Raw genomic sequence first — 19,946 nt, 5'->3', positions numbered from 1 at the left:
CGGTCCCAAGGGCACGGCACGAGGTCCCGGGTCGGGCCCGGGACGGGGTCACCGGCCTGCCCAGACCTCCTCGTAGACGGCGCGGATCCCCGCTGCCTCCCGCTCCACCCCGAACAGGCGCAGGGCCCGCTCCCGCGCCGCCGCCGCCCATGCGGCATGGCGCGGCCCGTCGGACAAAAGCGCAACCGCCGCCTCCGCCGCGCCCTGCCAATCCTCCAGGGGCACGACCAGCCCCGCCTGATCGTTCCCCCCCGCGCGGCCCGCGAATTCCTGAAAATGCCCGGTCCGCGTGGCGATGATCGGCACGCCGCAGGCCATCGCCTCGATCGGCGTGACGCCATAGCCCTCGTATCGCGGCAGCGCCATCAGCAACCCCGCCCCCTGCATCAGGGCGGGCATCCGCTCTGCCGCGACCTCGCCGGGAAAGAGGATGCGCCCCGCAAGACCCGCCGCCGCCGCCTCGGCCCGCAGCCCCGCCAGAAAGCCCTCATCCCCGCCCTTGGCCATTCCCGCCACCACCGCCACCGCGCCGGGCAGCGCGGGCAAGGCCCGGATCATCGCCCGCACGAAAAGGTCCGTCCCCTTCTCGGGCCGGATGCGCCCCACGGTCAGGATGCCATAGTCCCCCGGAAACCCGGTCGCCCGCCACGCCGCCGCCCGGTCCGCCGCCGGGGCGAACCTGACAGTATCCACCCCGTGCGGCACCACCGCCCGGCACCCCGGCACGAAACCCGCCGCCGCCTCCGTCGTCGCGATCACCGCATCCATCCGTGATATCAGCCAGCGCGGCCAAGCCGAATGCCGCCGCTGCGCCGCGCTGGTGAAGACGATCCGCACCGGCAGGCGCAGCACGTCGCGCGCGAAAAGCGCAAGCTGCATCTCCGGGTTGCGCCGCACATGCCAGATGGAGAAATCGCGCCCCGCAGGCGGCACCCGTGCCAGCGCCAGCGCCGCACGCCGCGACAGGGGCGCCGGGCAGCCGGGCAGGGGATGGCCCACCAGCACAGCCGCCATGTCGCGCGCCTGACAGGCCAGCACCGCCGCCGCCGTCGCCGAAACGCCGGTGAAGCGCGGGTTCAGGTTGGTGACATAGAGTTCCGGCCGCATCGCGTCTCCCTCGCGCGGGCAAGCCCCGCACCCCGCGCGCCCCATAGACCTTGCCCCGCCCGGCCCTGTCAACGCCCGCCCCGCATCGTGGCGTCACGGGCAGGGTCGGGTTGTGGGGGCGGCAGGGGGGCGATATATCCCGCAAGGTCCGTGAACGACCGGACCGGAACCACAGCATCGTCAAGGGAACGGATGGCCATCAGGTCGGATACAGCAGGCCGCATCGGCGCATGGATCACGGATCGCCTGATCCGTGCCGCGCTCTGGCTTGTCCTCAGCCTGCCCTTCGATGCGCGCCGCCGCCTTGCCGCCGCCCTGATGACCGGCATCGTCGCCCCCATCGCCGGCTGGCGTGCCCGCATCCGCGAAAACCTCGCCCTCGTCCGCCCCGATCTGCCACCGGAAGAGGTCGCGCGCCTCGTCCGCGACGTGCCGCGCAGCATCGGCCGCACGCTTGCCGAACTCTATTCCGGCCCGGAATTCGTGGCCCGCGTGGCGCGCGAACGCCTGCAGGGCGCAGGGGTTGCCGCCTTGGAAGAGGCGCATCGCACCGGCCGCCCCGTCCTCCTCGTCACCGGGCATCTGGGCAACTATGACGCCATCCGCGGCGGCCTCATCGCGCGCGGCTATCGCGTGGGCGGCCTCTACCGCCCGATGGACAACCCCTTCTTCAACCACCATTACGTCGCCGCCATCTCGCGCATCGGCACGCCCCTTTTCCCGCGCGGGCGCAAGGGTCTGGCCGACATGATCCGCTTCCTGCGCGGAGGCGGCATGGTGGGCGTGGTGCTGGATCAGTCGATGGGCGATGGCGCACTTTTGCGCTTTTTCGGGCAAGAGGCGCTGACCGCGCTGTCGCCTGCTGAAATGGCGCTCCGCTATGACGCGCTGGTGATCCCCACCTATGGCATCCGCCGCGCCGATGGCGGCTTCGACATGGTGATCGAGGCGCCGATCCCCCATTCCGATCCGACCACCATGACACAGGCCCTGAACGACAGCCTCGAGGCGCAGGTGCGCGCCCATATGGACCAGTGGCTCTGGACCCATCGCCGCTGGAAGATGACGAACAAGACGTGGTGAGGAACCGCGTGCCCTAGGCCCCGACCCGGCCAAGGATCAACGCCGCCACCTCTGCCACGCCATCCGTCTCTGCCGCCAGCACCGCCTCCGCCGCCGCGACCTGCGCCGCCCGCGCCGCCCCGTCGGTCAGCAGCCGCTCCACCGCCCGCGCCAGATCGTCCGCCCCGCGCACCACCCCTGCCGCGCCACGCGCATCCAGCCGAGCGTAAAGATTCGCGAAATTCCCCACATCCGGCCCGTGCAGGATCGCCGATCCGTGCAGCGCCGGTTCATAGGCATTGTGCCCGCCGACCCCCGCCACCAGCGACCCGCCGACAAAGGACACCGGGCACAGGTCGAACCACAGCCCCATCTCGCCCAGCGTATCGGCAAGATAGACCTGCCCCGCAGGCCCTTCACCCCGGCTGCGGCGCCCTTGGCTCAACCCCGCCGCCGCGATCACGTCCGCGACCTCATCCCCCCGCACCGGATGACGCGGTGCAAGGATCAACGCCGCCCCCGGCAGCCGCGCGCAGAGCGCGCGATGCGCCGCCACCACCACCGCCTCCTCGCCGGGATGGGTGGAGGCCGCCAGCCAGACCGGCCGCCCCGCCAGCATCCCGTGCAGCCGCTCACGCTCTGCCCCGTCCACCGGCAACCGTTCCGCCGCGCGCTTCAGCGTGCCGGTCACGCGCACACGCCCGGCCTCCGCCCCCAGCGCCACCAGCCGCGCCGCCATCGCCGCATCCGGGGCCGCCAGCAGCGTGAACCGCCCCAGCAAGGCCGCGGCCAGCCCCCGCATCCGCCCCCAGCGCCGCGCCGAGCGGTCCGAGATGCGCGCATTGGCAAGAATCATCGGTATGCCTCGCGCATGGGTCTCGTGCATCAGGCGCGGCCAGAACTCGCTTTCCACCATCACCGCGACATCGGGCCGCCACTGCGACAGGAACCGCCCCACCGGCCCCGGAAAATCCAGCGGCAGATAGCGCAGGATCACCCGCTCCGGCACCCGTTCGGTCAGAAGGCCCATCGCCGTCACCGTGGTGCAGGTCATCAGCACATGCACATCGCCCCGCGCCGTCAGCGCCCGCAGCAGGGGCAGCACCGACAGCCCTTCGCCCACGCTCACCGCATGCAGCCAGACCAGCGCCCCCTCGGGCCGCGTGCCGCCGCCCATGCCTAGCTTCTCGCGCCAGCGCGCCGGGTCTTCCTTCCCCGCCCGCAACCGCCGCCGCAGGATCACCCCCGCCAAGGGCGCCGCGACCCGCGTCACCGCCAGCCACAGCGCCAGCGCCACGGATCGCGGCGGGATCGGGCGCGCCGGGTCGTCATGCCGCTGCGACGGGTGGGGCAAAGCATCGCTCATGCCCGTCCCTTACACCGCCATACCGGGCCTGTCACTCGGACCCGCGCGCGCCCTCGGCTCACTTCGTCAGGATCAGCTTGCCCGCCCGCGTGATGCGCAACGCATAGACTTGCCCATCCAGCACGATCCGCGCCTGCACGCCGCCCTTGGTCAACACCCGCGCATCATGCACCGGCAGTGCGGCTTCCGTAGCTGCAGCCTCTTCCATCCGCAACGGGCGCAGCGCCTCCGCCTCGGCGCGCGAAAGATCGGGACGCATGTTCATCGCACGCCCTCCATCCGGTCGAACAAAATCTCAAGGTTCAGCCCCGCGCCGAAGGGCAGGCCCTCTGTCAGGCCATCGCCCAGCACCAGCCGGATCATCTCGCCAAGGTCGAAGGCAGGGCCGCCATCACGCGGCAAAGGAAGGGGATAGGGCAGGGGGTCCATCGGTCATCTCTCGGATTTGAAAGGGGGCGCCGGGCTGACCAGAACGGTTGGCTGGGGAGGATGCGGAAACCTTATCAAAAAAGTCAGAAATAGCAACCCCCTTTCCGAATGCCCCTTTTCCGCCCGATCCGCGCCCTTCCCGTGCCGCCGCCACCCTGCTAACCACATCCCACCCAAAGGACGCGACTTCACAGGGACCACCCGCATGACCGACGCCCCGCTCACCTGCTTCAAGGCCTATGACATCCGCGGCCGCCTCGGTGCCGAGCTGAACGAGGATATCGCCCGCCGCATCGGCCGCGCCTATGGGCAGGTCCTTGGCGCACGCCGCGTGGTGCTGGGCCGCGACATCCGCCCCACCTCCGCCGCCCTCGCGCAGGCCGTGGCCGAGGGGCTGATGGCCACCGGGGCCGAGATCCTCGATCTCGGTCTCTGCGGCACGGAGGAGGTCTATTTCGCCACCGGGCATCTCGGCGCGGATGGGGGCATCTGCGTCACCGCCTCGCACAACCCGATGGATTACAACGGGATGAAACTGGTGCAGGCCGGTTCCGCCCCGCTCGACCCCGCGACCACCATGCAGGCGATCCGCGCCTTGGCCGAATCGCAGGCCTTCGCCGCCCCGCTCCCCGGCGGGCGCATCACCGACGCCTCCGCCACCCGCGCGGCCTATGTCGACCGCGTCCTCTCTTTCGTCGACATCGCGGCGCTGCGCCCGCTCCACATCCTCGTCAATGCCGGAAACGGCGCGGCAGGCCCCACCTTCGACGTCATCGCGGATGCCCTCGCCGCCCGGAACGCGCCGCTCCGCTTCACCCGGATGCATCACAGCCCCGATGGCAGCTTCCCCAACGGCATCCCCAACCCGCTCCTGCCGGAAAACCAGCCGCCCACCGCACAGGCCGTCCTGCGGGAAAAGGCCGACATGGCGGTCGCCTTCGACGGCGATTTCGACCGCTGCTTCTTCTTCGATCACGATGGCCAGTTCGTCCCCGGCGAATATGTCGTGGGCCTTCTGGCCGAGGTCTTCTGCGCCAAGGAACCCGGTGCCACCATCATCCATGACCCGCGCGTGATCCTCGCCACGCAGGCCGCCGTCGCCGCCGCCGGGGGCAGGGCGGTCATGGCCCGCACCGGCCACGCCTTCCTGAAACAGGCCCTGCGCGACACGGGTGCCGTCTATGGCGGCGAGATGTCGGCCCATCACTATTTCCGCGACTTCTTCGCCTGCGACAGCGGCATGGTCCCGTGGCTCCTCGTGGCCGAACTGATGGGCCGCTCCGGCCAATCCCTCGCCGATCTCCTCGCCGCCCGCCGCGCGGCCTTCCCCTCCTCCGGCGAGATCAACTTCCGCGTCCCCGATGTCCGCGCCGCCATCGCCGAGGTCGAATCCCGCTACGCCCCCCGCGCCGAAAGCCGCGACACGACCGATGGCCTCTCGCTCGACTTCGGCACTTGGCGGATGAACCTGCGCGGCTCGAACACCGAACCGCTCCTGCGGCTGAACGTCGAATCCCGCGCCCGCCCCGACCTCGTGGCACAGGCCGTGGCCGAGATCAGCGCCCTCTTCGCCTGACCCCCTCCGCAAGGCCGGGGGGGCGCATCCGCACCCCCCCGGACCTCCCCCATCCCCAAGACCATCCCGCGCGCCACAGGCCCGCAGCACCTTCCCGCGCCCTGCTTCGTCCCGGCCCAAATACCCAAAACTCCCCGGCCAAAGCCCCAAACCGCCCCCCCGTCGGCGCGCCCGCTCTGGCCTCCGCCACGCCCCTTTGTTATACTAACGTGCAACAACACCACCCAAGGACGCATCCGATGGCCCCGCTTGCCGCCCTGAATTCCCCCTCTCCCGCCGATCTGTGGGAGATGGACCACAGCCACCACCTCCACCCCTGGACGAATTTCGGCAGCTTCGAAAAGGAAGGCGCGCTCGTCATCACCAAGGGCGAGGGCTGCTGGCTCTGGGATGCCGATGGCCGCCGCTATCTGGATGCCGTTGGGGGCCTATGGTGCACCAATATCGGCCTCGGACGACGCGAGATGGCGCAGGCCATCGCCGATCAGGCGGAACGTCTGGCCTTCTCCAACACCTTCGTCGACATGGCCAACGACCCCTCCGCCCGCCTTGCCGCAAAGATCGCGGCGCTCGCCCCCGGCGACCTGAACCGCGTGATGTTCACCACCGGCGGCTCCACCGCCGTCGACACGGCGGTGCGCATGGTGGCCTATGTGCAATCCTGCCTCGGCCACCCGACGAAAACCGGCATCGTCGCGCGGGATCACAGCTATCACGGCTCCACCTACCTCTCGCAATCGGTGGGCAAACGTCCGGGCGACCGCGTCCCCGAATTCCGCTACAAGGAAGACGGCATCTGGCACCTGTCGCCCCCCAATCCCTACCGCCGCCCCGCGGGTCAGAGCGAGGCCGAGTTCTGCGACGCGCTGGTCGCGGAATTCGAAACCCTCATCGCCACCGTGGGGGCAGACCGCATCGGCGGCTTCATCGCCGAACCGATTCAGGCCTCCGGCGGCGTGATCGTCCCGCCCGAGGGCTATCTCCGACGCATGTGGGAGGTCTGCCAAAGCCACGGCATCCTCTTCATCGCCGACGAGGTCGTCACCGCCTTCGGCCGTCTCGGCCACTGGTTCGCCTCCGAGGCCGAATTCGGCGTCATCCCCGACATCATCACCACCGCCAAGGGCCTGACCTCCGGCTACATCCCCTTGGGCGCCATGATCTTCTCCGACCGGCTTTGGGACGCGATGGGACAGGACCCCGACCGCTGGTTCACCGCGGGCTTCACCTATTCCGGCCACCCCGTCGCCTGCGCGGCGGGCCTGAAGAACATCGAGATCATGGAACGCGAGGACCTCTTGGGCAATGCCGCCCGCATCGGCGCGCTCTTCCAGTCGCGGCTCAAGACGCTGGAGGCTCTGCCCCTCGTCGGTCAGGTCCGGGGCCGGGGGCTGATGATCTGCACCGAGAATGTCGCCGACAAGGCGACCAAGGCACCGCTCCCCGATGGCGTGAACGAAAGCAAGCGCATCTCCAACGCGGCCGAGGCGATGGGCCTGATCGTCCGCCCGATGGCCCATCTCAACGTCATGTCCCCGCCCCTGACGATCACTGAATCCGAGGTGGAGTTCATCGCCGTGACGCTTGAGAAAGCCATCCGTCAGGTGACGGATGAACTGGTCCGCGAAGGGCATCGCATCGGGTGATGCCCCCGGTCCCCGCCCCGGACCTGATCCGGGGCCTCCGCCAACGCCCGCCCGAGGCCCCGGATCAGGTCCGGGGCGGGTCTGCTTGCGCCCCGATTCGCGCCGCTTGGTTAACGCAGCCTTTGCGTAAACCCACCGCCCGCTGCGTGCTGACGGTTTGCGGTACAGTTTCCGGCACAGGATCCGGTACAGCCGCCAAGGCCCTTTTCCCTGCCATTCCAAGGCATTGACCCGGCGCACGCCGCCCCTGCCGCCGCCCCGCTTGACAACCCCACCCTAGATGGCACCCTGCGCCCACCCGATCCGCGCGTCTCGGCCATCCAAACGACTGCGCTTGCGAATATGGGCACTCCCATCATGGCACTTCTGGAAGACGCAAAGTCTGACATCGATACCGCTTTCACCCGCAATGGCCTGCGCGGCCATTCCTTCGAGAACGCCTTCGCCGGCGCCACCTCCTTCCTGCGCCGGACCTATACCAAGGACCTCGCCGGGGTCGATATCGCCATCACCGGCGTCTGCTTCGATCAGGCCACCTCCCACCGCGCCGGCACCCGCTTCGGCCCCCGCGCCATCCGCGAGGCCTCCTCACTCATCGCCTATGACCCGCCCTTCGGCTGGGGCACCGACCCGCTGGAGGATATGGCGGTCGTCGATTACGGCGACCTCGCCTTCGACTATGCCCATACGCCCAGCTTCCCGGGCGCCCTGACCGACCACATCGCCACCATCCTCAAGGCAGGGGCCGGGGCCATCACGCTGGGCGGCGACCATTACATCACCTACCCCGTCCTGCGCGCCTATGCGCAGAAATACGGCCCCCTCGGCGTGATCCATTTCGACGCCCATTCCGATCTCTGGCCCGATGACAACCCCGACCGGATCGACCACGGCACCATGCTCTACAAGGCCGTCAAGGATGGCTATGTCGACCCCAGGCGCTCGCTCCAGATCGGCATCCGCACCACGACCGAGGATTATCTGGGCGTCAACGTCCTCTCCGCCCGCGAACTCCACGAAAAGGGCGTCGCCCATGCCGTGGCGCTCGCCAAGGACATCGTCGGCGACGGGCCGACCTATGTGACCTTCGACATCGACGCGCTCGACCCCGCCTATGCGCCCGGCACCGGCACCCCGGTCTGGGGCGGCCTGCATTCCTGGCAGGCGGCGGCCATCCTGCGCGATCTGGCGGGGATCAACATGGTCGGCGGCGACGTGGTCGAGGTCTCGCCCCCCTACGACACCACCGGCGCCACCGCCATCGCGGGCGCGCATGTGGCCTATGACCTGATTTGCCTCTATCACTGGGCAAGGACGCAACGCTGACAGGGGCGCATGGAGTGGGCAGGATGGGCATGGTTCTGGGGCTTCTCGCCCTTCTGGTGATCGGCTTCGGCGCCTATGTCCGCCTCGCCCCCTCCGACCCGGCGCGCTGGCACGTCTCGCCCACGCCCGCCGCGCAGCCCGACTGCACGGTCCAACAGGGCGAAGGCGATGCCCGCGCCACCTGCCTCCTTCCCGCCGCCCCGGCCGAGGCGCTGGCAAAGCTCGACGCCATCGCCACGGCCACACCCCGCACCACCCGCCTCGCCGGATCGCCGGAGGAGGGCCGCATCACATGGATCACCCGCTCCGCCCTCTGGGGCTTCCCCGACTACACCACCGCCGAAGCCGCGCCCGACGCCACGGGAACCCGCCTCACCCTCCATGCCCGCCTCCGTCTCGGGCGCAGCGACATGGGCGTCAACGCCGCCCGCCTGCGCGATTGGCTGCCAAGACTCTGAACCCGGCTTCGTTTCGGTCCAAATACCCTGGGGTCCGGGGTGAAACCCCGGCCGGTTTCCCCCCCTTGACCGGCCCGCCCCAAAGCGCGAAACCCCCCCGCATGGTCCCGCTCGACAAACTCGCCCAGATCACCCAGCGCTTCGAATATCTCGAGGCGCGCCTGAACGCAGGCGCGGAACCCGCCGAGATCGCGAAAATCTCCCGCGAATACAGCGATCTGCGGCCCGTGGCCGACCAGATCGCTGCCTACCGCCGCGCGCTTGACGACCTGTCCGAGGCCGAGGCGATGCTCGCCGACCCCGAGATGCGCGCGCTGGCCGAGGATGAACTCCCCCGCCTCCGCGCCCTCATCCCCGATTACGAACAGGCGCTCCGCATCGCGCTCCTGCCCAGGGACGCCGCCGACGCCCGCCCCGCCATCCTCGAAATCCGCCCCGGCACCGGGGGCGAGGAAGCCTCGCTCTTCGCAGGCGACCTTCTCCGCATGTATCAACGCTACGCGGAACGCCAAGGCTGGCGCTTCGAGATCCTCGAACAGCAACTCTCCGACCTCGGCGGGATCAAGGAACTCACCGCCCATATCCAGGGCGAAGGCGTCTTCGCCAAGCTCAAATTCGAATCCGGCGTCCACCGGGTCCAGCGCGTGCCGGAAACCGAAGCGGGCGGCCGCATCCACACCTCCGCCGCCACCGTCGCCGTCCTGCCAGAGGCCGAGGAGGTGGACATCGACATTCCAGCCGCCGACATCCGCATCGACACCATGCGCAGCAGCGGGGCAGGGGGCCAGCACGTCAACACCACCGACTCGGCGGTCCGCATCACCCACCTTCCCACCGGGATCGTCGTCACCTCGTCCGAGAAATCCCAGCACCAGAACCGCGCCATCGCCATGCAGGTCCTGCGCGCGCGGCTCTACGAGATGGAACGCGACCGCCAAGCCAACGAACGCGCCGCCGAGCGCAAGTCGCAGGTGGGCTCCGGCGACCGTTCCGAACGCATCCGCACCTACAACTTCCCGCAAGGCCGCCTGACCGACCACCGCATCAACCTGACGCTCTATTCCCTGCCGCAGATCATGGCGGGCGACCTCGACGCCGTGGTGAACGCCCTCGTCGCCCATGATCAGGCCGAGAAACTGGCGGAGATGGAAGGGTGACGGGCAACGAAGCCCTCCGCCTTGCAATCCCGAAACTGCAAGCCGCAGGCATAACCGACGCTCCCCGCGACGCCCGCGCCCTCCTCGCCCATGCCGCAGGCATCGCCCCCGACCGCCTGACACTCCACCTTGCTGACCCCCTCCCGCCGCAGGCCGAAGAGGCCTTCGCTCAGGCCATCACCCGCCGTGCGAACCGCGAACCCGTCAGCCACATCACCGGAACCCGCCTCTTCTGGGGCCGCCCCTTCCGCGTCACCCCCGACACGCTCGACCCCCGCCCGGAAACCGAAATCCTCGTCGAAGAAGCGCTGAAGGAACCCTTCCTGAAACTCCTCGACCTCGGCACCGGGACGGGCTGCATCCTCCTCTCCTGCCTCGCCGGAATGCCGATGGCCAAAGGAACAGGCACCGACATCCACCCCGCCACACTGATCGTCGCCGAGGAAAACGCCCGCGCGCTGAACCTCGCCAACCGCGCCCACTTCCTCCTCTCCGACTGGTTCGCCGCCATTCCGGGACGCTTCGACCTGATCCTGTCGAACCCCCCCTACATCGCCGAAGGCGAAATGGCCGACCTCTCCCCCGAAGTCCTCCACGAACCCCGCCGCGCCCTCACCCCCGGCGGCGACGGCCTCGACGCCTACCGCGCCATCGCGGCAGGCGCACCCGCCCGCCTGATGCCGCAAGGCCGCCTCATCGTGGAAATCGGCCCCACCCAAGGCGCGCAGGTCGCCGCCCTTTTCGCCGCGCAAGGCCTCACCGACATCCGCATCCTCCCCGATCTCGACGGCCGCGACCGCGTCGTCGTCGCCCGCAAACCGCAGGATGACACCGGCTGCGGCACCGCCTGATCTGCGGGAATTCGGCCACATTCGCCCGCCGCGCATCGGCAAAACCCGCCCGAACCACCGCACGGCACCAGAATCAGCTTGTCATGCACGCCCAAGAATGTTTAGTCGGCATCAGGTGACGGGGCCGGGCGAAGGCTCCCCTGCGCCTGAACTGCCAGACAGCTTGAACGCCTTCCGGTCCCGCAAGGGATCACACGACCCGAAGGCGCTTCGCAGGAAAGCCAGGTCATCTGGACCAAAGGACAAGATGAGATCTTCCAAGTCCCGCTCGCGCAACAAGGCGAACCGCCCGCGCACCCTCGGCAACATCATCAACCGCGTCTTCGACAGCTCCGGCCCCGAGGGCAAGGTGCGCGGCACGCCGCAGCAGATCATCGAGAAGTATCAGCTCCTCGCCCGTGACGCGCAGCTTTCGAATGACCGCGTCGCCGCCGAGAACTTCCTCCAGCACGCCGAACACTATACCCGCATGCTGGGCGAGGCGCAGCGCGAGATGGCCGCCGAACAGGAAGAGCGGCAGCGCCAGCAGCAGAACGGCAACCAGAACGGCAATGGCGGCAACCAGAACGGCTACCGCGACCGCGACAACTGGCGCGACCGCAACGATCGCGGCGACCGGGGCGATTATCAATCCGACCGTGGCGATGACAGCACCGGCAGCGTCGAGGTGATCGAACTGGGCGAAGGCGGCACCAACCTCGTGGAAACGCCCGAGGCCCGCCCCTACCAACAGCGCCGCGACCGTGACGACCGTCGCGATGACCGCCGCGAAGATCGGGGGTACCGCCCGCAAGGCGACCGCCAACAGAACGACCGCCAACAGGGCGACCGTCAGCAGGGAGATCGCCCGCAGGGGGGCGAACGCCGCGAATTCTATCGCGACCGCGACCGCGACCGGGATCGCAACCGTGACCGTGACCGGGATCGCAACCGTGACCGCGACCGGGATCGTGACCAGCAGCAGGCAAAGCCCGCCGCCGAATCGGCCCCCGCCGCGCCCGTTGCAGAGCAGCCCCCGGCACCAGCCCCGGCCCCTGCGCCCGCGCCGGTCAGCGAGGCAAAGCCCAAACCCGCGGAAAAACCTGCCGAGGCAGCGCCCGCACCCGAGGCCGTGAAAAAGCCCCGCGCCCCGCGCAAGCCCAAGGCGGAAAAGGAAAAATCGGACAACGGCCCCGCCGAAGCGGCGGAATGATCCGTTAACCCCTTTACCAATCGTTAACCAAGAAGGCCGGGAACATCCCGGCCTTCTTCATTCCTTGATAACCCTCGCCAAGGAACAGAACCCCTCCAGCGAAATCTCCTCCGCCCGCGCCGTGGGCTCGATCCCCGCCGCCGCCAGCTTCTCCTCGATCCCCGGAGCGAGGCCCTTCAACGACGCCCGCAGCATCTTGCGCCGCTGGTTGAAGGCCATCGCCGTGATCCTCTGCAAGACCTTGAAGTCGCAGGGAAAACGCGGCTCGGCCAGCCGCGTGACATGGACCACCGCCGAATGCACCTTGGGCGCGGGGGTAAAGGCCTCGGGCGGCAGATGCATCACCACCTTCGCCTCCGCCCGCCACTGCACCAAGAGCGCCAGCCGCCCGTAATGCTCCGTCCGCGGCTTGGCCACGATCCGCTCCGCCACCTCCTTTTGGAACATCAAGGTCAGGCTCTCCCAGAAGGGCGGCCAGACCTCCGGCGTCAGCCAGCGGATCAGCAATTCCGTCCCCACATTGTAAGGCAGGTTCGCCACCACCCGCACCGGCGGCGTAAGATGGGCCATGACATCCACCTCCAGCGCATCGCCGTTGATGACCTGCAACCGCCCCGGATAGGCCGCCGCCACCTCGGCCAGCGCAGGCAGGCAACGCGCATCCTTCTCCACCGCCAGCACCCGCCGCGCGCCTTCGGCCAGCAGCCCCCGCGTCAACCCGCCGGGGCCCGGCCCCACCTCCAGCACGTCGCAGCCCGACAGATCCCCCGCCTGCCGCGCGATCTTGGCCGTCAGGTTCAGGTCCAGCAGGAAGTTCTGCCCCAACTGCTTCTTCGCCACCAGATCATGCGCCCGGATCACCTCGCGCAAAGGCGGCAGCCCATCAATCGTCGCCATGACCGAAAAACCCCTGCCGCTTCATCCGTTCGCAAATATCCCACGGGGGTCCGGGGGTGTGAAACCCCCGGTCCGACGCATCAAACCCCGCGCGCCGCCGCCATCTGTTGCGCCATCCGCAGCGCCGCGACAAGGCTTCCCTCGCTCGCAATCCCGCGCCCCGCGATGTCATAGGCCGTGCCATGATCGGGCGAGGTGCGGATGAAGGACAGGCCCAGCGTCACATTCACGCCCCCGTCGAAATCCACCGTCTTGATCGGGATCAGCGCCTGATCGTGATACATGCAGACCGCCACGTCATAGCCCGCCCGCGCACGGGGATGGAACATCGTATCGGGCGGCATCGGCCCCCGCAGATCGAATCCCTCTTCCTGCAGCCGCGCGATCAGGGGGGCGATCCAATCCATCTCCTCCCGCCCCATTGCCCCGCCTTCCCCGGCATGCGGGTTCAGCCCCGCCACCGCGATCCGGGGTGCGGCTATGCCGAAATCCCGCCGCAGCCCCGCATCGGTGATGCGGATCGTCGCCTCCAGCAGATCGGGCGTCAGAACCCGCACCACATCCCCCAGCGCGATATGGATCGTCGCGGGCACCACCCGCAATTCCGGGCAGGCCAGCATCATCACCACCCGCTCCACCCGGCCAAGATGGGCCAGATATTCGGTATGGCCCGGAAAGCCGAACCCCGCCCCGTCCTTCAGCACCTTCTTGTTGATGGGCAGCGTGCAGATGGCCGCCGCGCGGCCGTCCTGCACCAACCCCACCGCCCGCGCGATCACGTCGATCACGCCCTGCGCATTGGCCGGGTCCGGCTGGCCGGGCAGGGCAGGGCGGGGGAAAGCATGCGGCAACACAGGCAGGTCGCCATCGGGTACATCCGCCGCCGCCTCCGGCGTCTCGATCACGGAAAACGCAGCCCCCTCAGGCAGATGCGCGGGGTCCCCGATCCAGAAGAACGGCACCTCCGCGCCCAGCACGGCCCGCGCCTTCAGCGCGATCTCCGCCCCGATCCCGGCAGGATCGCCGCAGGTCAGGGCGATGGGCAGGGGCGCGGCGCTCACCGCTCCTCGATGATCGCTTCCGACCGCAACTCTTCCAGATAGGCCTCGGCCAGCGCGTTGAGTTGCTGGTTGCCCAACTGGTTGCGCACCGCCTCGCGGTCGACCGCGGGCTTCTCATCGCCCTCGGCCGCAGGGGCATCTTCCGTGGTCACAGGCATGGCCGCCACATTCGGGTCAGGCTCGGGAATACCCGTGCGCAGGCACAGCATCAGCAATTCATTATACCCACCGCGCGCCCGCACCACGCTTTCGCCGGGGTCCAGCTTGGCCAGTTCCAGCCCGATATCCTGCGGCACCTGCCCCATCATCTGCTTGGTCACCCGCAGCTGATCGGCAGGCAGCCCCCGCGCCAGCGGATAAAGGTCGCCGCAGCCATCCGCCTGCTGGCGGATCACCGCGGGGTCGGTGCCTGCGGGCAGGGCGAATTGGGCATATTCCACCTCGACCTGCGCGGGCATCGCGCTTTCCACATCGCTGATCCCGTTCAACTGGAACAGGACCACCGCCTGCGGCACCACGATGGGATCGGAAATCTCGCCCGGCGACAGGGTCAGGACCTGCCCCACGATGGCGGGCGGCAAGTTCGTGATCGGCATCCAGTCCAGCCGCCCCCCGCGCCCCGCCGAGGGGGCTGCCGAGAATTGCCGCGCCGCCGAGGCAAAGCCCGCCTCCGACCCGGCACCTTCCTTGATCCCCCGCGCCTGATCCAGCACCGGGGTAATGTCCTCGCCCTGAACCGGGATCACCAGTTCCGACAGCAGCACCCGCACCTGCGGCGTCTTGGCATTCTCGGCCAAAGCCCGGTCGATCTGCGCATCCGAGATGCGCACCGCCGAGGCGAATTTGGTCCGCACCACCTCGCGCCAGAGCAGGCCATTGGCCACGAAATCGCGGAAGGTTTCGGGCGCGACGCCCTCCTGCGCAAGCGCTTCGGTGAATTGCTCCGCCGTCAGGTTGGCCCGCTGCGCGAATTCCGCCATCCCGGCCTTCACCTGTTCGGCGGTGACCGAAATGCCCATGTCCTTGGCCGCCTGCGCGCCAAGCCGATCATTCATCAGCGCCTTCAGCGCCTCTTTCTCCGGGTCGCCCGGCGCGCGCAGGGCGCGCAGGAACAGCATCCGCTGTTCCATCTCGAAATTCGTGATCGTCTGGCCGTTGATCACCATGCGCGGCGCGAAGGGGCTGCCCTCCTGCGCCAAGGCATGGCCAGAGACAAGCGCCACCATCGAAACCCCGACCAGCGCCGCCCGCAGGCCCCGCACAGATTTCATCTGCGGATGATCCGTCATTCCCGTATCCCGTATCCTGCCCTGCACTCTCATCGCCTGCACATGCGCGCCGGTCCCGCCTCGGTCCCGCCGCCAAAGCCCAGCAACTCGACCGAAAGATCGACCGTCGTGCCTGAGCGCACAGTAGTGGATGCCGTCAGCCGACGCGAGAGAGAAAGATCGACCAGCAGGCACTCGTTCTTGAACTCCAGCCCGAAATCCGCGCTGCGATAGCTGTCCGAGGCGAAATCATAGCGGCTCGATGCGGTCGCGGTCCATCCGGGGGTGATCTGATACCCCCCACCGATCACCAGATCGGACACCGCATCCGTACGGGATTCCGCCGCATCCGCGATCGACCAGATGTAACCGGCATTGGCCCAGACCCGTTCGCCGCCATATTCCGCGATCACCTCGCCCCGCGTCACCGTCAGGTCGTCATCCGCGATGATGCGTCCGGCAAGGTCAAGCCCGTCTGGCGTGCTGGCCGTTAGCGCGACCAGCCAATCCGACGTGCTGCCGCCCAGCCCCGAGGCATTCGAAAACGCCATTGCAGGCTCTTCCCGGAACACCCGTCCCACGGTCGCGCCCACCGTCCAGCCTGCCGGATCGATCCGCGTCCAGCCCAGCCCGAGGTTCAGGCGCAGCCCGTCCTCCACCACGTCGCTGCCCGGAAAACGGTTCAGCGAGAAGAGGTTGGCCTCGTCGAACTCCACAAGGCGGCTGTCCTCGTTGGGGATCGTGCCTTTCCCGCCATCCGACCAGACGACCTGCGCCACCGGTTCCAGAACCTGCACCGCACCGCCCGAGCCCGCCCGCAGCAGAGGCCAGCGCAACTCCACCGCACCCGCCCCCGACAGGCGCGACGTGCTGCCGCCATAGACCGTGTCGTCGGTGATGGTGAATGTGTCCAGACGCATCTCGCCCAAGACCGCGACGACGATGCCGGACGATGTCACCCAGTCCTTCCGCCAATCCGCCCCGATCGACAGGCGCTGCATGTCCGCCCCTTCGGCGACGTCATCCGCGTCCGCGCCATCGGTGGCCTGCGACGATTGCCGCGTATGGGTATGGGTGCCGAACCGCAGCGTTCCTTCGCCGCCAAGGCTGCCCAGTTGGAATCTCCGGATGAAGGTGGAATCCGTCACCAGATAGGGCGTGGCCGACGGGAAATCCCCCGCCCGCAGCGTATCGAAATTGATGATCCGGCCTGCGATATACTGATCGCGCCGCACCCTTTCGATCAGGATGGAATTCGTCAGACGGTCCGTCTCGCTTATCCCGTAATCGGTCAGGAAGGCATCGTCGCTGACGGCCTCGGCATGGAAGGCCAGCCGGAACCCCTTGGGCAGCGCAAAGACCCCGTCCGCCACGACATGCCCGCGCGTGTTGCCGGGCTGGATGTCGTCGCGGGCGATGATGCCATCCACGACGATGCCGCCCGTATCGAAGGCCTGCCGATAGCGCAGCCCCATCGACCGCGCCCCCGCGCTGGTGATCGTGGGCGAAAAGGTCAGGTCGCGCGACGGTCCAAGCGTCAGGAAGTAGGGCACCGTGACGCCCGTTCCCAGATCGGTCCGGTTGGTGAACTTGGGCATCAGGAACCCGCTTGACCGGTCCAGCGTCGGATCGGGCACACGCAGGCGCGGGATGTAAAGGACGGGCACCCCGGCCATCCGCAACTGCGCATGGTCGAAATAGATCTGCCGTTCCCCTTGGTCATGCAGCACCCGTCGGGCCCGGATCTCCCAAAGCGGTGTGCTGCTGCCCGCGCAAACCTTGCAGCTTGAGGCAACGACATTGTCCAGTTGCAGATAGCGGCCCTGACTGCGCACCATCTGCGCGGCGGCCATCTGCAACTGTTCGTTCAGCACGACCCGCGCGCTTTGCAGGATACCCTCGGTCAGATCGGCGGCAAGTTCCGCCTGCGCGCTGACGATGACGGTCGTCCCCTCGGCATCGGTCAGCCGGATCGGCCCCTCGATCGACAGCCGGTCAGCGGCCTGATCATAGACGATCCTCTCCGCCGTCAAGCGGCGGCCCTGATAGAAGACCTCCACCGCGCCATCCGCGATTAGGCGGTTATCCGCAGCAATCTCCAGCCGGTCGGCAACCAGCGTCGCCGTCTCTTGCGCCTGCAGCCCGCCGGGGCCGCTGGCCGCAATCAGCGCCGCCAGCGACAGCGCGAAGGTCAGCTGCCGCAACGCAGAAAAGCGCCTCTTGCGCCTTTTCCCGAACTGAAGATGGCGGCGCGACATGTCAGCCATCCTCCAGATGCAAAAGCAGGCCCAAGGCCATCATGGTGGCAGCAAGGGGCGGTGTCCATGCCGCAAGTGCCACAGGGATCTGACCGTTCTCGCCCAGAACCTGCGCGAAATTGCGCAGGAAGAAGATCGCAAAGCCCGACAGGATCGCCAGCAGCACCAGCGTCCCGGTCTTGCCGAACCGCGCATGCCGCATGGTGAACCCCGCCGCCACCAGAACCATCGCCGCCAGAAGCAGCGGCTGCGCAAGCTCCATCTGGAACCAGACTTCATGCGAGCGCGCCGAAAACCCCGCCTTCTCTAGGCTGTCGATATAGGCAGGCAGCGACCAGAAGGGGATCGCCGAGGGCGCGCCGAAACTGTCCCGGATGCCCTCCCGCGTCAGGTCGGAGGGTAGGGTGCTGCCATCCGGCAAGTGGCTTGCCGTCTGTTCGGGATTGGCCTCCGACAGATCCCACCGCTTGGCCCCTTCCAGACGCCACGCCCCCGGCTCAAGCCTCGCCACCGCCGCTTCCACCCGTGCTGCGGGCAGGCCGGTTGCATCGAAAAGGACGAAGGTCACGCCGTAAAGCTCCGTCCCGTCCTGATTGCTGCGCGCGGCCTGGATGACCGTCTGCCCGTTGCCATCCCCCTGCCGCAGCCACAATCCGCTGGCGGAAACCGACAGGACGCTCTGTCCGCTGCGGGCGATGCTGGCCTGCGCGCTGTCGTAAAGCTTGCCCGTCGCCGCGACGAGCGGGTTCAGCACCGCCACCGCCAGCAAACCGCAGACCAGCGCCGTCAGGACCGGCGCGATCAGGAAGCGCAACCCCGACCGCCCCGCCGCCCGCACCACGACCAGTTCGCTCGACCGGGCCAAGGCCATGAACAGCGCCACCGCCGCAAGGATCACGATCAGGGGAAGGATGCGATACAGGCTTTCCGGCACGTTCAGCGCGGCCAGTTGCAGCGCCGAGAGCAGCCCCGCATCGCTGCCGCTCAGACGGCGCAACTGATCTATCGTATCGATCAGCAGCATGATCCCGAAGAACACGCCGAAGACGACGGCCAGCGTCATCAGGAAACGGCGGGCGATGTACAGGCTCAGCGTCATGCCACCGCCCTTCGCACCCGACGGGGGCGCTGCGCAAGGTGCAACAGCAGGGCGGCGATGCTGATCCCTGCAATCGGCGCCAGATAGACCGCAGGCCAAAGCCGCGCATCCCGCAGCGCCGCCGCCGACCCAGATGTGTTCAGAAGTTGCAGGAAGATCAGGATCCCCACCGCCGCAAGGATCTGCCGCCACAGGCCGAAGCGGCTGAAGGCCCCGATCAGCAGCGTGGCAAAACCCACCAGCGCCGCCGCCAAGGACAGGAAGGGCTGCGCCAGCCTCGCATGCAATTCCTGCAGGATCACCGCAGGCGCTGCCCCCGTCGCGGCCTCGGTTGCCGCGATCCCGCCGCGCAGGATCTGCCCCGTCGTCAGATAATCGACCGGAACCAGCGCGCTTTCGCCCCGGTTCAGCATCCCGCCAAGATCATAGGTCACATCGGCAAATCGCGTGATCGAGAGTTTGCGTTCCGCATCCCGCCCGATGGTCTGCGCGATGCCGTCGAACATCAGAAGCATCGGCCCCGCATCCCCCCGCGCCAAAAGCGCGCTGCGGGCGGTATAGGTCGTCCGCTCCGCCTCGCTGCGGTCATCGGCAAGGAAAATATCGCGCAACTCGCCCTGCGGCGTGATCTCGCGGATGTACAGCGTCACGCCCGCCGCCGGATGCATGAACTGCCCCGCGTTCAGATACCGCGCCGTCACATTCTCCGAAAGCGACGCCTCCCGCTCCGACAGCATCGCCCCGCTCCACGGGACAAGGACATTCATCAGCACCAGATGCAGCGCCGTCACGATGGCCCCGAAGTAAAGCACCGGCCGCGCCAGCCGGAAGGCGGAAAAACCCGTGGCCTGCATCACCACCAATTCGCTTTCCTGCGTCAGGCGGTTGGTGATGTAGATCGCCGCCGCAAAGGCCGCGATGGGCAGCACCAGCCGGATCACGTTGGGCAGCATCAAAAGCGAGAATTCAAGGAAGACCAGCGCGGAATGCCCATCGCCCAACAGCCTGTCGAACAGGCCGACGGCCCTGTTCACCCAATAGACGGACACAAGGATTAGGGCAAAGAACCCGAACAGCGCAACAAGTTGCGACAGCAGATATCTGTCGAATCTCGACACGCCGACCACGCCCCCGGTTCTTTTCTTGGCGTGAAACTATCGGAATTCCGCGGCGGGGAAAACTCATATCTGGTC

At 68.2% G+C, this 19,946-nt stretch carries 19 protein-coding genes; 8 read left to right on the top strand and 11 right to left on the bottom strand.

Features of this window, described 5'->3' with window-relative positions:
• Nucleotides 1-48 precede the first annotated feature (48 nt).
• Both TabM4_RS12710 and TabM4_RS12705 read right to left on the bottom strand, forming a co-directional pair.
• Complete coding sequence (locus TabM4_RS12710; protein WP_434612845.1) at nt 49-1,107, bottom strand: glycosyltransferase family 4 protein; 1,059 nt, start codon at nt 1,105-1,107, stop codon at nt 49-51.
• 68 nt (nt 1,108-1,175) lie between these two features.
• The gene (locus TabM4_RS12705; RefSeq protein WP_434612843.1) at nt 1,176-1,307 is read right to left on the bottom strand and encodes a hypothetical protein; all 132 of its coding nucleotides are present in this window, start codon (nt 1,305-1,307) and stop codon (nt 1,176-1,178) included.
• Here TabM4_RS12705 and TabM4_RS12700 point away from each other — a divergent pair.
• On the top strand, nt 1,300-2,190 hold the full coding sequence (locus TabM4_RS12700; protein ID WP_434612841.1) for a lysophospholipid acyltransferase family protein: 891 nt from the start codon (nt 1,300-1,302) through the stop codon (nt 2,188-2,190). The genes TabM4_RS12705 and TabM4_RS12700 overlap by 8 nt on opposite strands.
• Before the next feature lie 13 nt (nt 2,191-2,203).
• On the opposite strand, the gene TabM4_RS12695 is transcribed toward TabM4_RS12700, so the two are convergent.
• From TabM4_RS12695 to TabM4_RS12685, 3 genes are read right to left on the bottom strand one after another with little or no spacing between them, the layout of a single operon-like run.
• Nucleotides 2,204-3,535 (bottom strand): 3-deoxy-D-manno-octulosonic acid transferase, encoded by a 1,332-nt coding sequence (locus TabM4_RS12695; RefSeq protein WP_434612839.1) that lies wholly within the window; start codon nt 3,533-3,535, stop codon nt 2,204-2,206.
• Between the two features lie 58 nt (nt 3,536-3,593).
• A complete protein-coding gene (gene hemP / locus TabM4_RS12690; RefSeq protein ID WP_434622065.1) occupies nt 3,594-3,743 on the bottom strand; it encodes a hemin uptake protein HemP in 150 nt (49 codons plus the stop codon).
• 53 nt (nt 3,744-3,796) lie between these two features.
• Entirely contained in the window at nt 3,797-3,964 is a 168-nt protein-coding gene (locus tag TabM4_RS12685; protein ID WP_434612837.1) for a hypothetical protein, read from the bottom strand.
• A gap of 205 nt (nt 3,965-4,169) precedes the next feature.
• On the opposite strand from TabM4_RS12685, the gene TabM4_RS12680 reads away from it, so the two are divergent.
• The 7 genes from TabM4_RS12680 (at nt 4,170) to TabM4_RS12650 (ending at nt 12,170) form a co-directional block, all read left to right on the top strand.
• A complete protein-coding gene (locus TabM4_RS12680; RefSeq protein WP_434612835.1) occupies nt 4,170-5,540 on the top strand; it encodes a phosphomannomutase in 1,371 nt (456 codons plus the stop codon).
• 239 nt (nt 5,541-5,779) lie between these two features.
• On the top strand, nt 5,780-7,186 hold the full coding sequence (locus tag TabM4_RS12675) for an aminotransferase (protein WP_434612834.1): 1,407 nt from the start codon (nt 5,780-5,782) through the stop codon (nt 7,184-7,186).
• A gap of 357 nt (nt 7,187-7,543) precedes the next feature.
• Nucleotides 7,544-8,512 (top strand): agmatinase, encoded by a 969-nt coding sequence (speB, locus tag TabM4_RS12670; RefSeq protein WP_434612832.1) that lies wholly within the window; start codon nt 7,544-7,546, stop codon nt 8,510-8,512.
• Nucleotides 8,513-8,535: 23 nt separating this feature from the next.
• Nucleotides 8,536-8,970, top strand: coding sequence for a DUF1499 domain-containing protein (locus tag TabM4_RS12665; RefSeq protein ID WP_434612830.1), 435 nt, complete (start codon nt 8,536-8,538; stop codon nt 8,968-8,970).
• Between the two features lie 101 nt (nt 8,971-9,071).
• Nucleotides 9,072-10,127, top strand: coding sequence for a peptide chain release factor 1 (gene prfA / locus TabM4_RS12660; protein WP_434612828.1), 1,056 nt, complete (start codon nt 9,072-9,074; stop codon nt 10,125-10,127).
• Nucleotides 10,124-10,978, top strand: a complete 855-nt coding sequence (prmC, locus tag TabM4_RS12655) for a peptide chain release factor N(5)-glutamine methyltransferase (protein ID WP_434612826.1) — start codon at nt 10,124-10,126, stop codon at nt 10,976-10,978. The genes prfA and prmC overlap by 4 nt, the downstream gene beginning before the upstream one ends.
• A 247-nt stretch (nt 10,979-11,225) precedes the next feature.
• Nucleotides 11,226-12,170 carry a DUF4167 domain-containing protein gene (locus TabM4_RS12650; protein ID WP_434612824.1) on the top strand — a complete coding sequence of 315 codons (945 nt, stop codon included), beginning with the start codon at nt 11,226-11,228 and terminating at the stop codon, nt 12,168-12,170.
• 57 nt (nt 12,171-12,227) lie between these two features.
• On the opposite strand, the gene rsmA is transcribed toward TabM4_RS12650, so the two are convergent.
• The 6 genes from rsmA to lptF all read right to left on the bottom strand — a co-directional run bounded on the left by rsmA (nt 12,228) and on the right by lptF (nt 19,871).
• Nucleotides 12,228-13,067 (bottom strand): 16S rRNA (adenine(1518)-N(6)/adenine(1519)-N(6))-dimethyltransferase RsmA, encoded by an 840-nt coding sequence (gene rsmA / locus TabM4_RS12645; RefSeq protein WP_434612822.1) that lies wholly within the window; start codon nt 13,065-13,067, stop codon nt 12,228-12,230.
• An 80-nt stretch (nt 13,068-13,147) separates the two neighbouring features.
• On the bottom strand, nt 13,148-14,128 hold the full coding sequence (pdxA, locus tag TabM4_RS12640) for a 4-hydroxythreonine-4-phosphate dehydrogenase PdxA (protein WP_434612820.1): 981 nt from the start codon (nt 14,126-14,128) through the stop codon (nt 13,148-13,150).
• Nucleotides 14,125-15,399, bottom strand: a complete 1,275-nt coding sequence (locus TabM4_RS12635; RefSeq protein ID WP_434612818.1) for a peptidylprolyl isomerase — start codon at nt 15,397-15,399, stop codon at nt 14,125-14,127. Before TabM4_RS12635 ends, pdxA begins: the two co-directional genes overlap by 4 nt.
• A 47-nt stretch (nt 15,400-15,446) precedes the next feature.
• Nucleotides 15,447-17,600: an LPS-assembly protein LptD gene (locus TabM4_RS12630; protein ID WP_434612816.1), complete on the bottom strand. Its 2,154-nt coding sequence runs from the start codon at nt 17,598-17,600 to the stop codon at nt 15,447-15,449.
• Nucleotides 17,601-17,655: 55 nt separating this feature from the next.
• Entirely contained in the window at nt 17,656-18,753 is a 1,098-nt protein-coding gene (lptG, locus tag TabM4_RS12625; RefSeq protein ID WP_434612814.1) for an LPS export ABC transporter permease LptG, read from the bottom strand.
• The gene (lptF, locus tag TabM4_RS12620; protein ID WP_434612812.1) at nt 18,750-19,871 is read right to left on the bottom strand and encodes an LPS export ABC transporter permease LptF; all 1,122 of its coding nucleotides are present in this window, start codon (nt 19,869-19,871) and stop codon (nt 18,750-18,752) included. The genes lptG and lptF overlap by 4 nt, the downstream gene beginning before the upstream one ends.
• Nucleotides 19,872-19,946: the final 75 nt, after the last annotated feature.

It is taken from the genome of Tabrizicola sp. M-4 (genome assembly GCF_051132405.1).
Taxonomy (GTDB): domain Bacteria; phylum Pseudomonadota; class Alphaproteobacteria; order Rhodobacterales; family Rhodobacteraceae; genus Paragemmobacter.
Note: the sequence above shows the minus strand (reverse complement) of the source record. Positions and strands in the feature narration are given on the sequence as shown.

Excerpts from the sequence above, each read along its gene's own strand:
- TabM4_RS12710 (WP_434612845.1), bottom strand. The coding sequence starts at position 1,107 with ATGCGGCCGGAACTCTATGTCACCAACCTGAACCCGCGCTTCACCGGC.
- TabM4_RS12700 (WP_434612841.1), top strand. The coding sequence starts at position 1,300 with ATGGCCATCAGGTCGGATACAGCAGGCCGCATCGGCGCATGGATCACG.
- TabM4_RS12705 (WP_434612843.1), bottom strand. The coding sequence starts at position 1,307 with ATGGCCATCCGTTCCCTTGACGATGCTGTGGTTCCGGTCCGGTCGTTC.
- TabM4_RS12695 (WP_434612839.1), bottom strand. The coding sequence starts at position 3,535 with ATGAGCGATGCTTTGCCCCACCCGTCGCAGCGGCATGACGACCCGGCG.
- hemP (WP_434622065.1), bottom strand. The coding sequence starts at position 3,743 with ATGGAAGAGGCTGCAGCTACGGAAGCCGCACTGCCGGTGCATGATGCG.
- TabM4_RS12685 (WP_434612837.1), bottom strand. The coding sequence starts at position 3,964 with ATGGACCCCCTGCCCTATCCCCTTCCTTTGCCGCGTGATGGCGGCCCT.
- TabM4_RS12680 (WP_434612835.1), top strand. The coding sequence starts at position 4,170 with ATGACCGACGCCCCGCTCACCTGCTTCAAGGCCTATGACATCCGCGGC.
- TabM4_RS12675 (WP_434612834.1), top strand. The coding sequence starts at position 5,780 with ATGGCCCCGCTTGCCGCCCTGAATTCCCCCTCTCCCGCCGATCTGTGG.
- speB (WP_434612832.1), top strand. The coding sequence starts at position 7,544 with ATGGCACTTCTGGAAGACGCAAAGTCTGACATCGATACCGCTTTCACC.
- TabM4_RS12665 (WP_434612830.1), top strand. The coding sequence starts at position 8,536 with ATGGGCATGGTTCTGGGGCTTCTCGCCCTTCTGGTGATCGGCTTCGGC.
- prfA (WP_434612828.1), top strand. The coding sequence starts at position 9,072 with ATGGTCCCGCTCGACAAACTCGCCCAGATCACCCAGCGCTTCGAATAT.
- TabM4_RS12650 (WP_434612824.1), top strand. The coding sequence starts at position 11,226 with ATGAGATCTTCCAAGTCCCGCTCGCGCAACAAGGCGAACCGCCCGCGC.
- rsmA (WP_434612822.1), bottom strand. The coding sequence starts at position 13,067 with ATGGCGACGATTGATGGGCTGCCGCCTTTGCGCGAGGTGATCCGGGCG.
- TabM4_RS12635 (WP_434612818.1), bottom strand. The coding sequence starts at position 15,399 with ATGAAATCTGTGCGGGGCCTGCGGGCGGCGCTGGTCGGGGTTTCGATG.
- lptG (WP_434612814.1), bottom strand. The coding sequence starts at position 18,753 with ATGACGCTGAGCCTGTACATCGCCCGCCGTTTCCTGATGACGCTGGCC.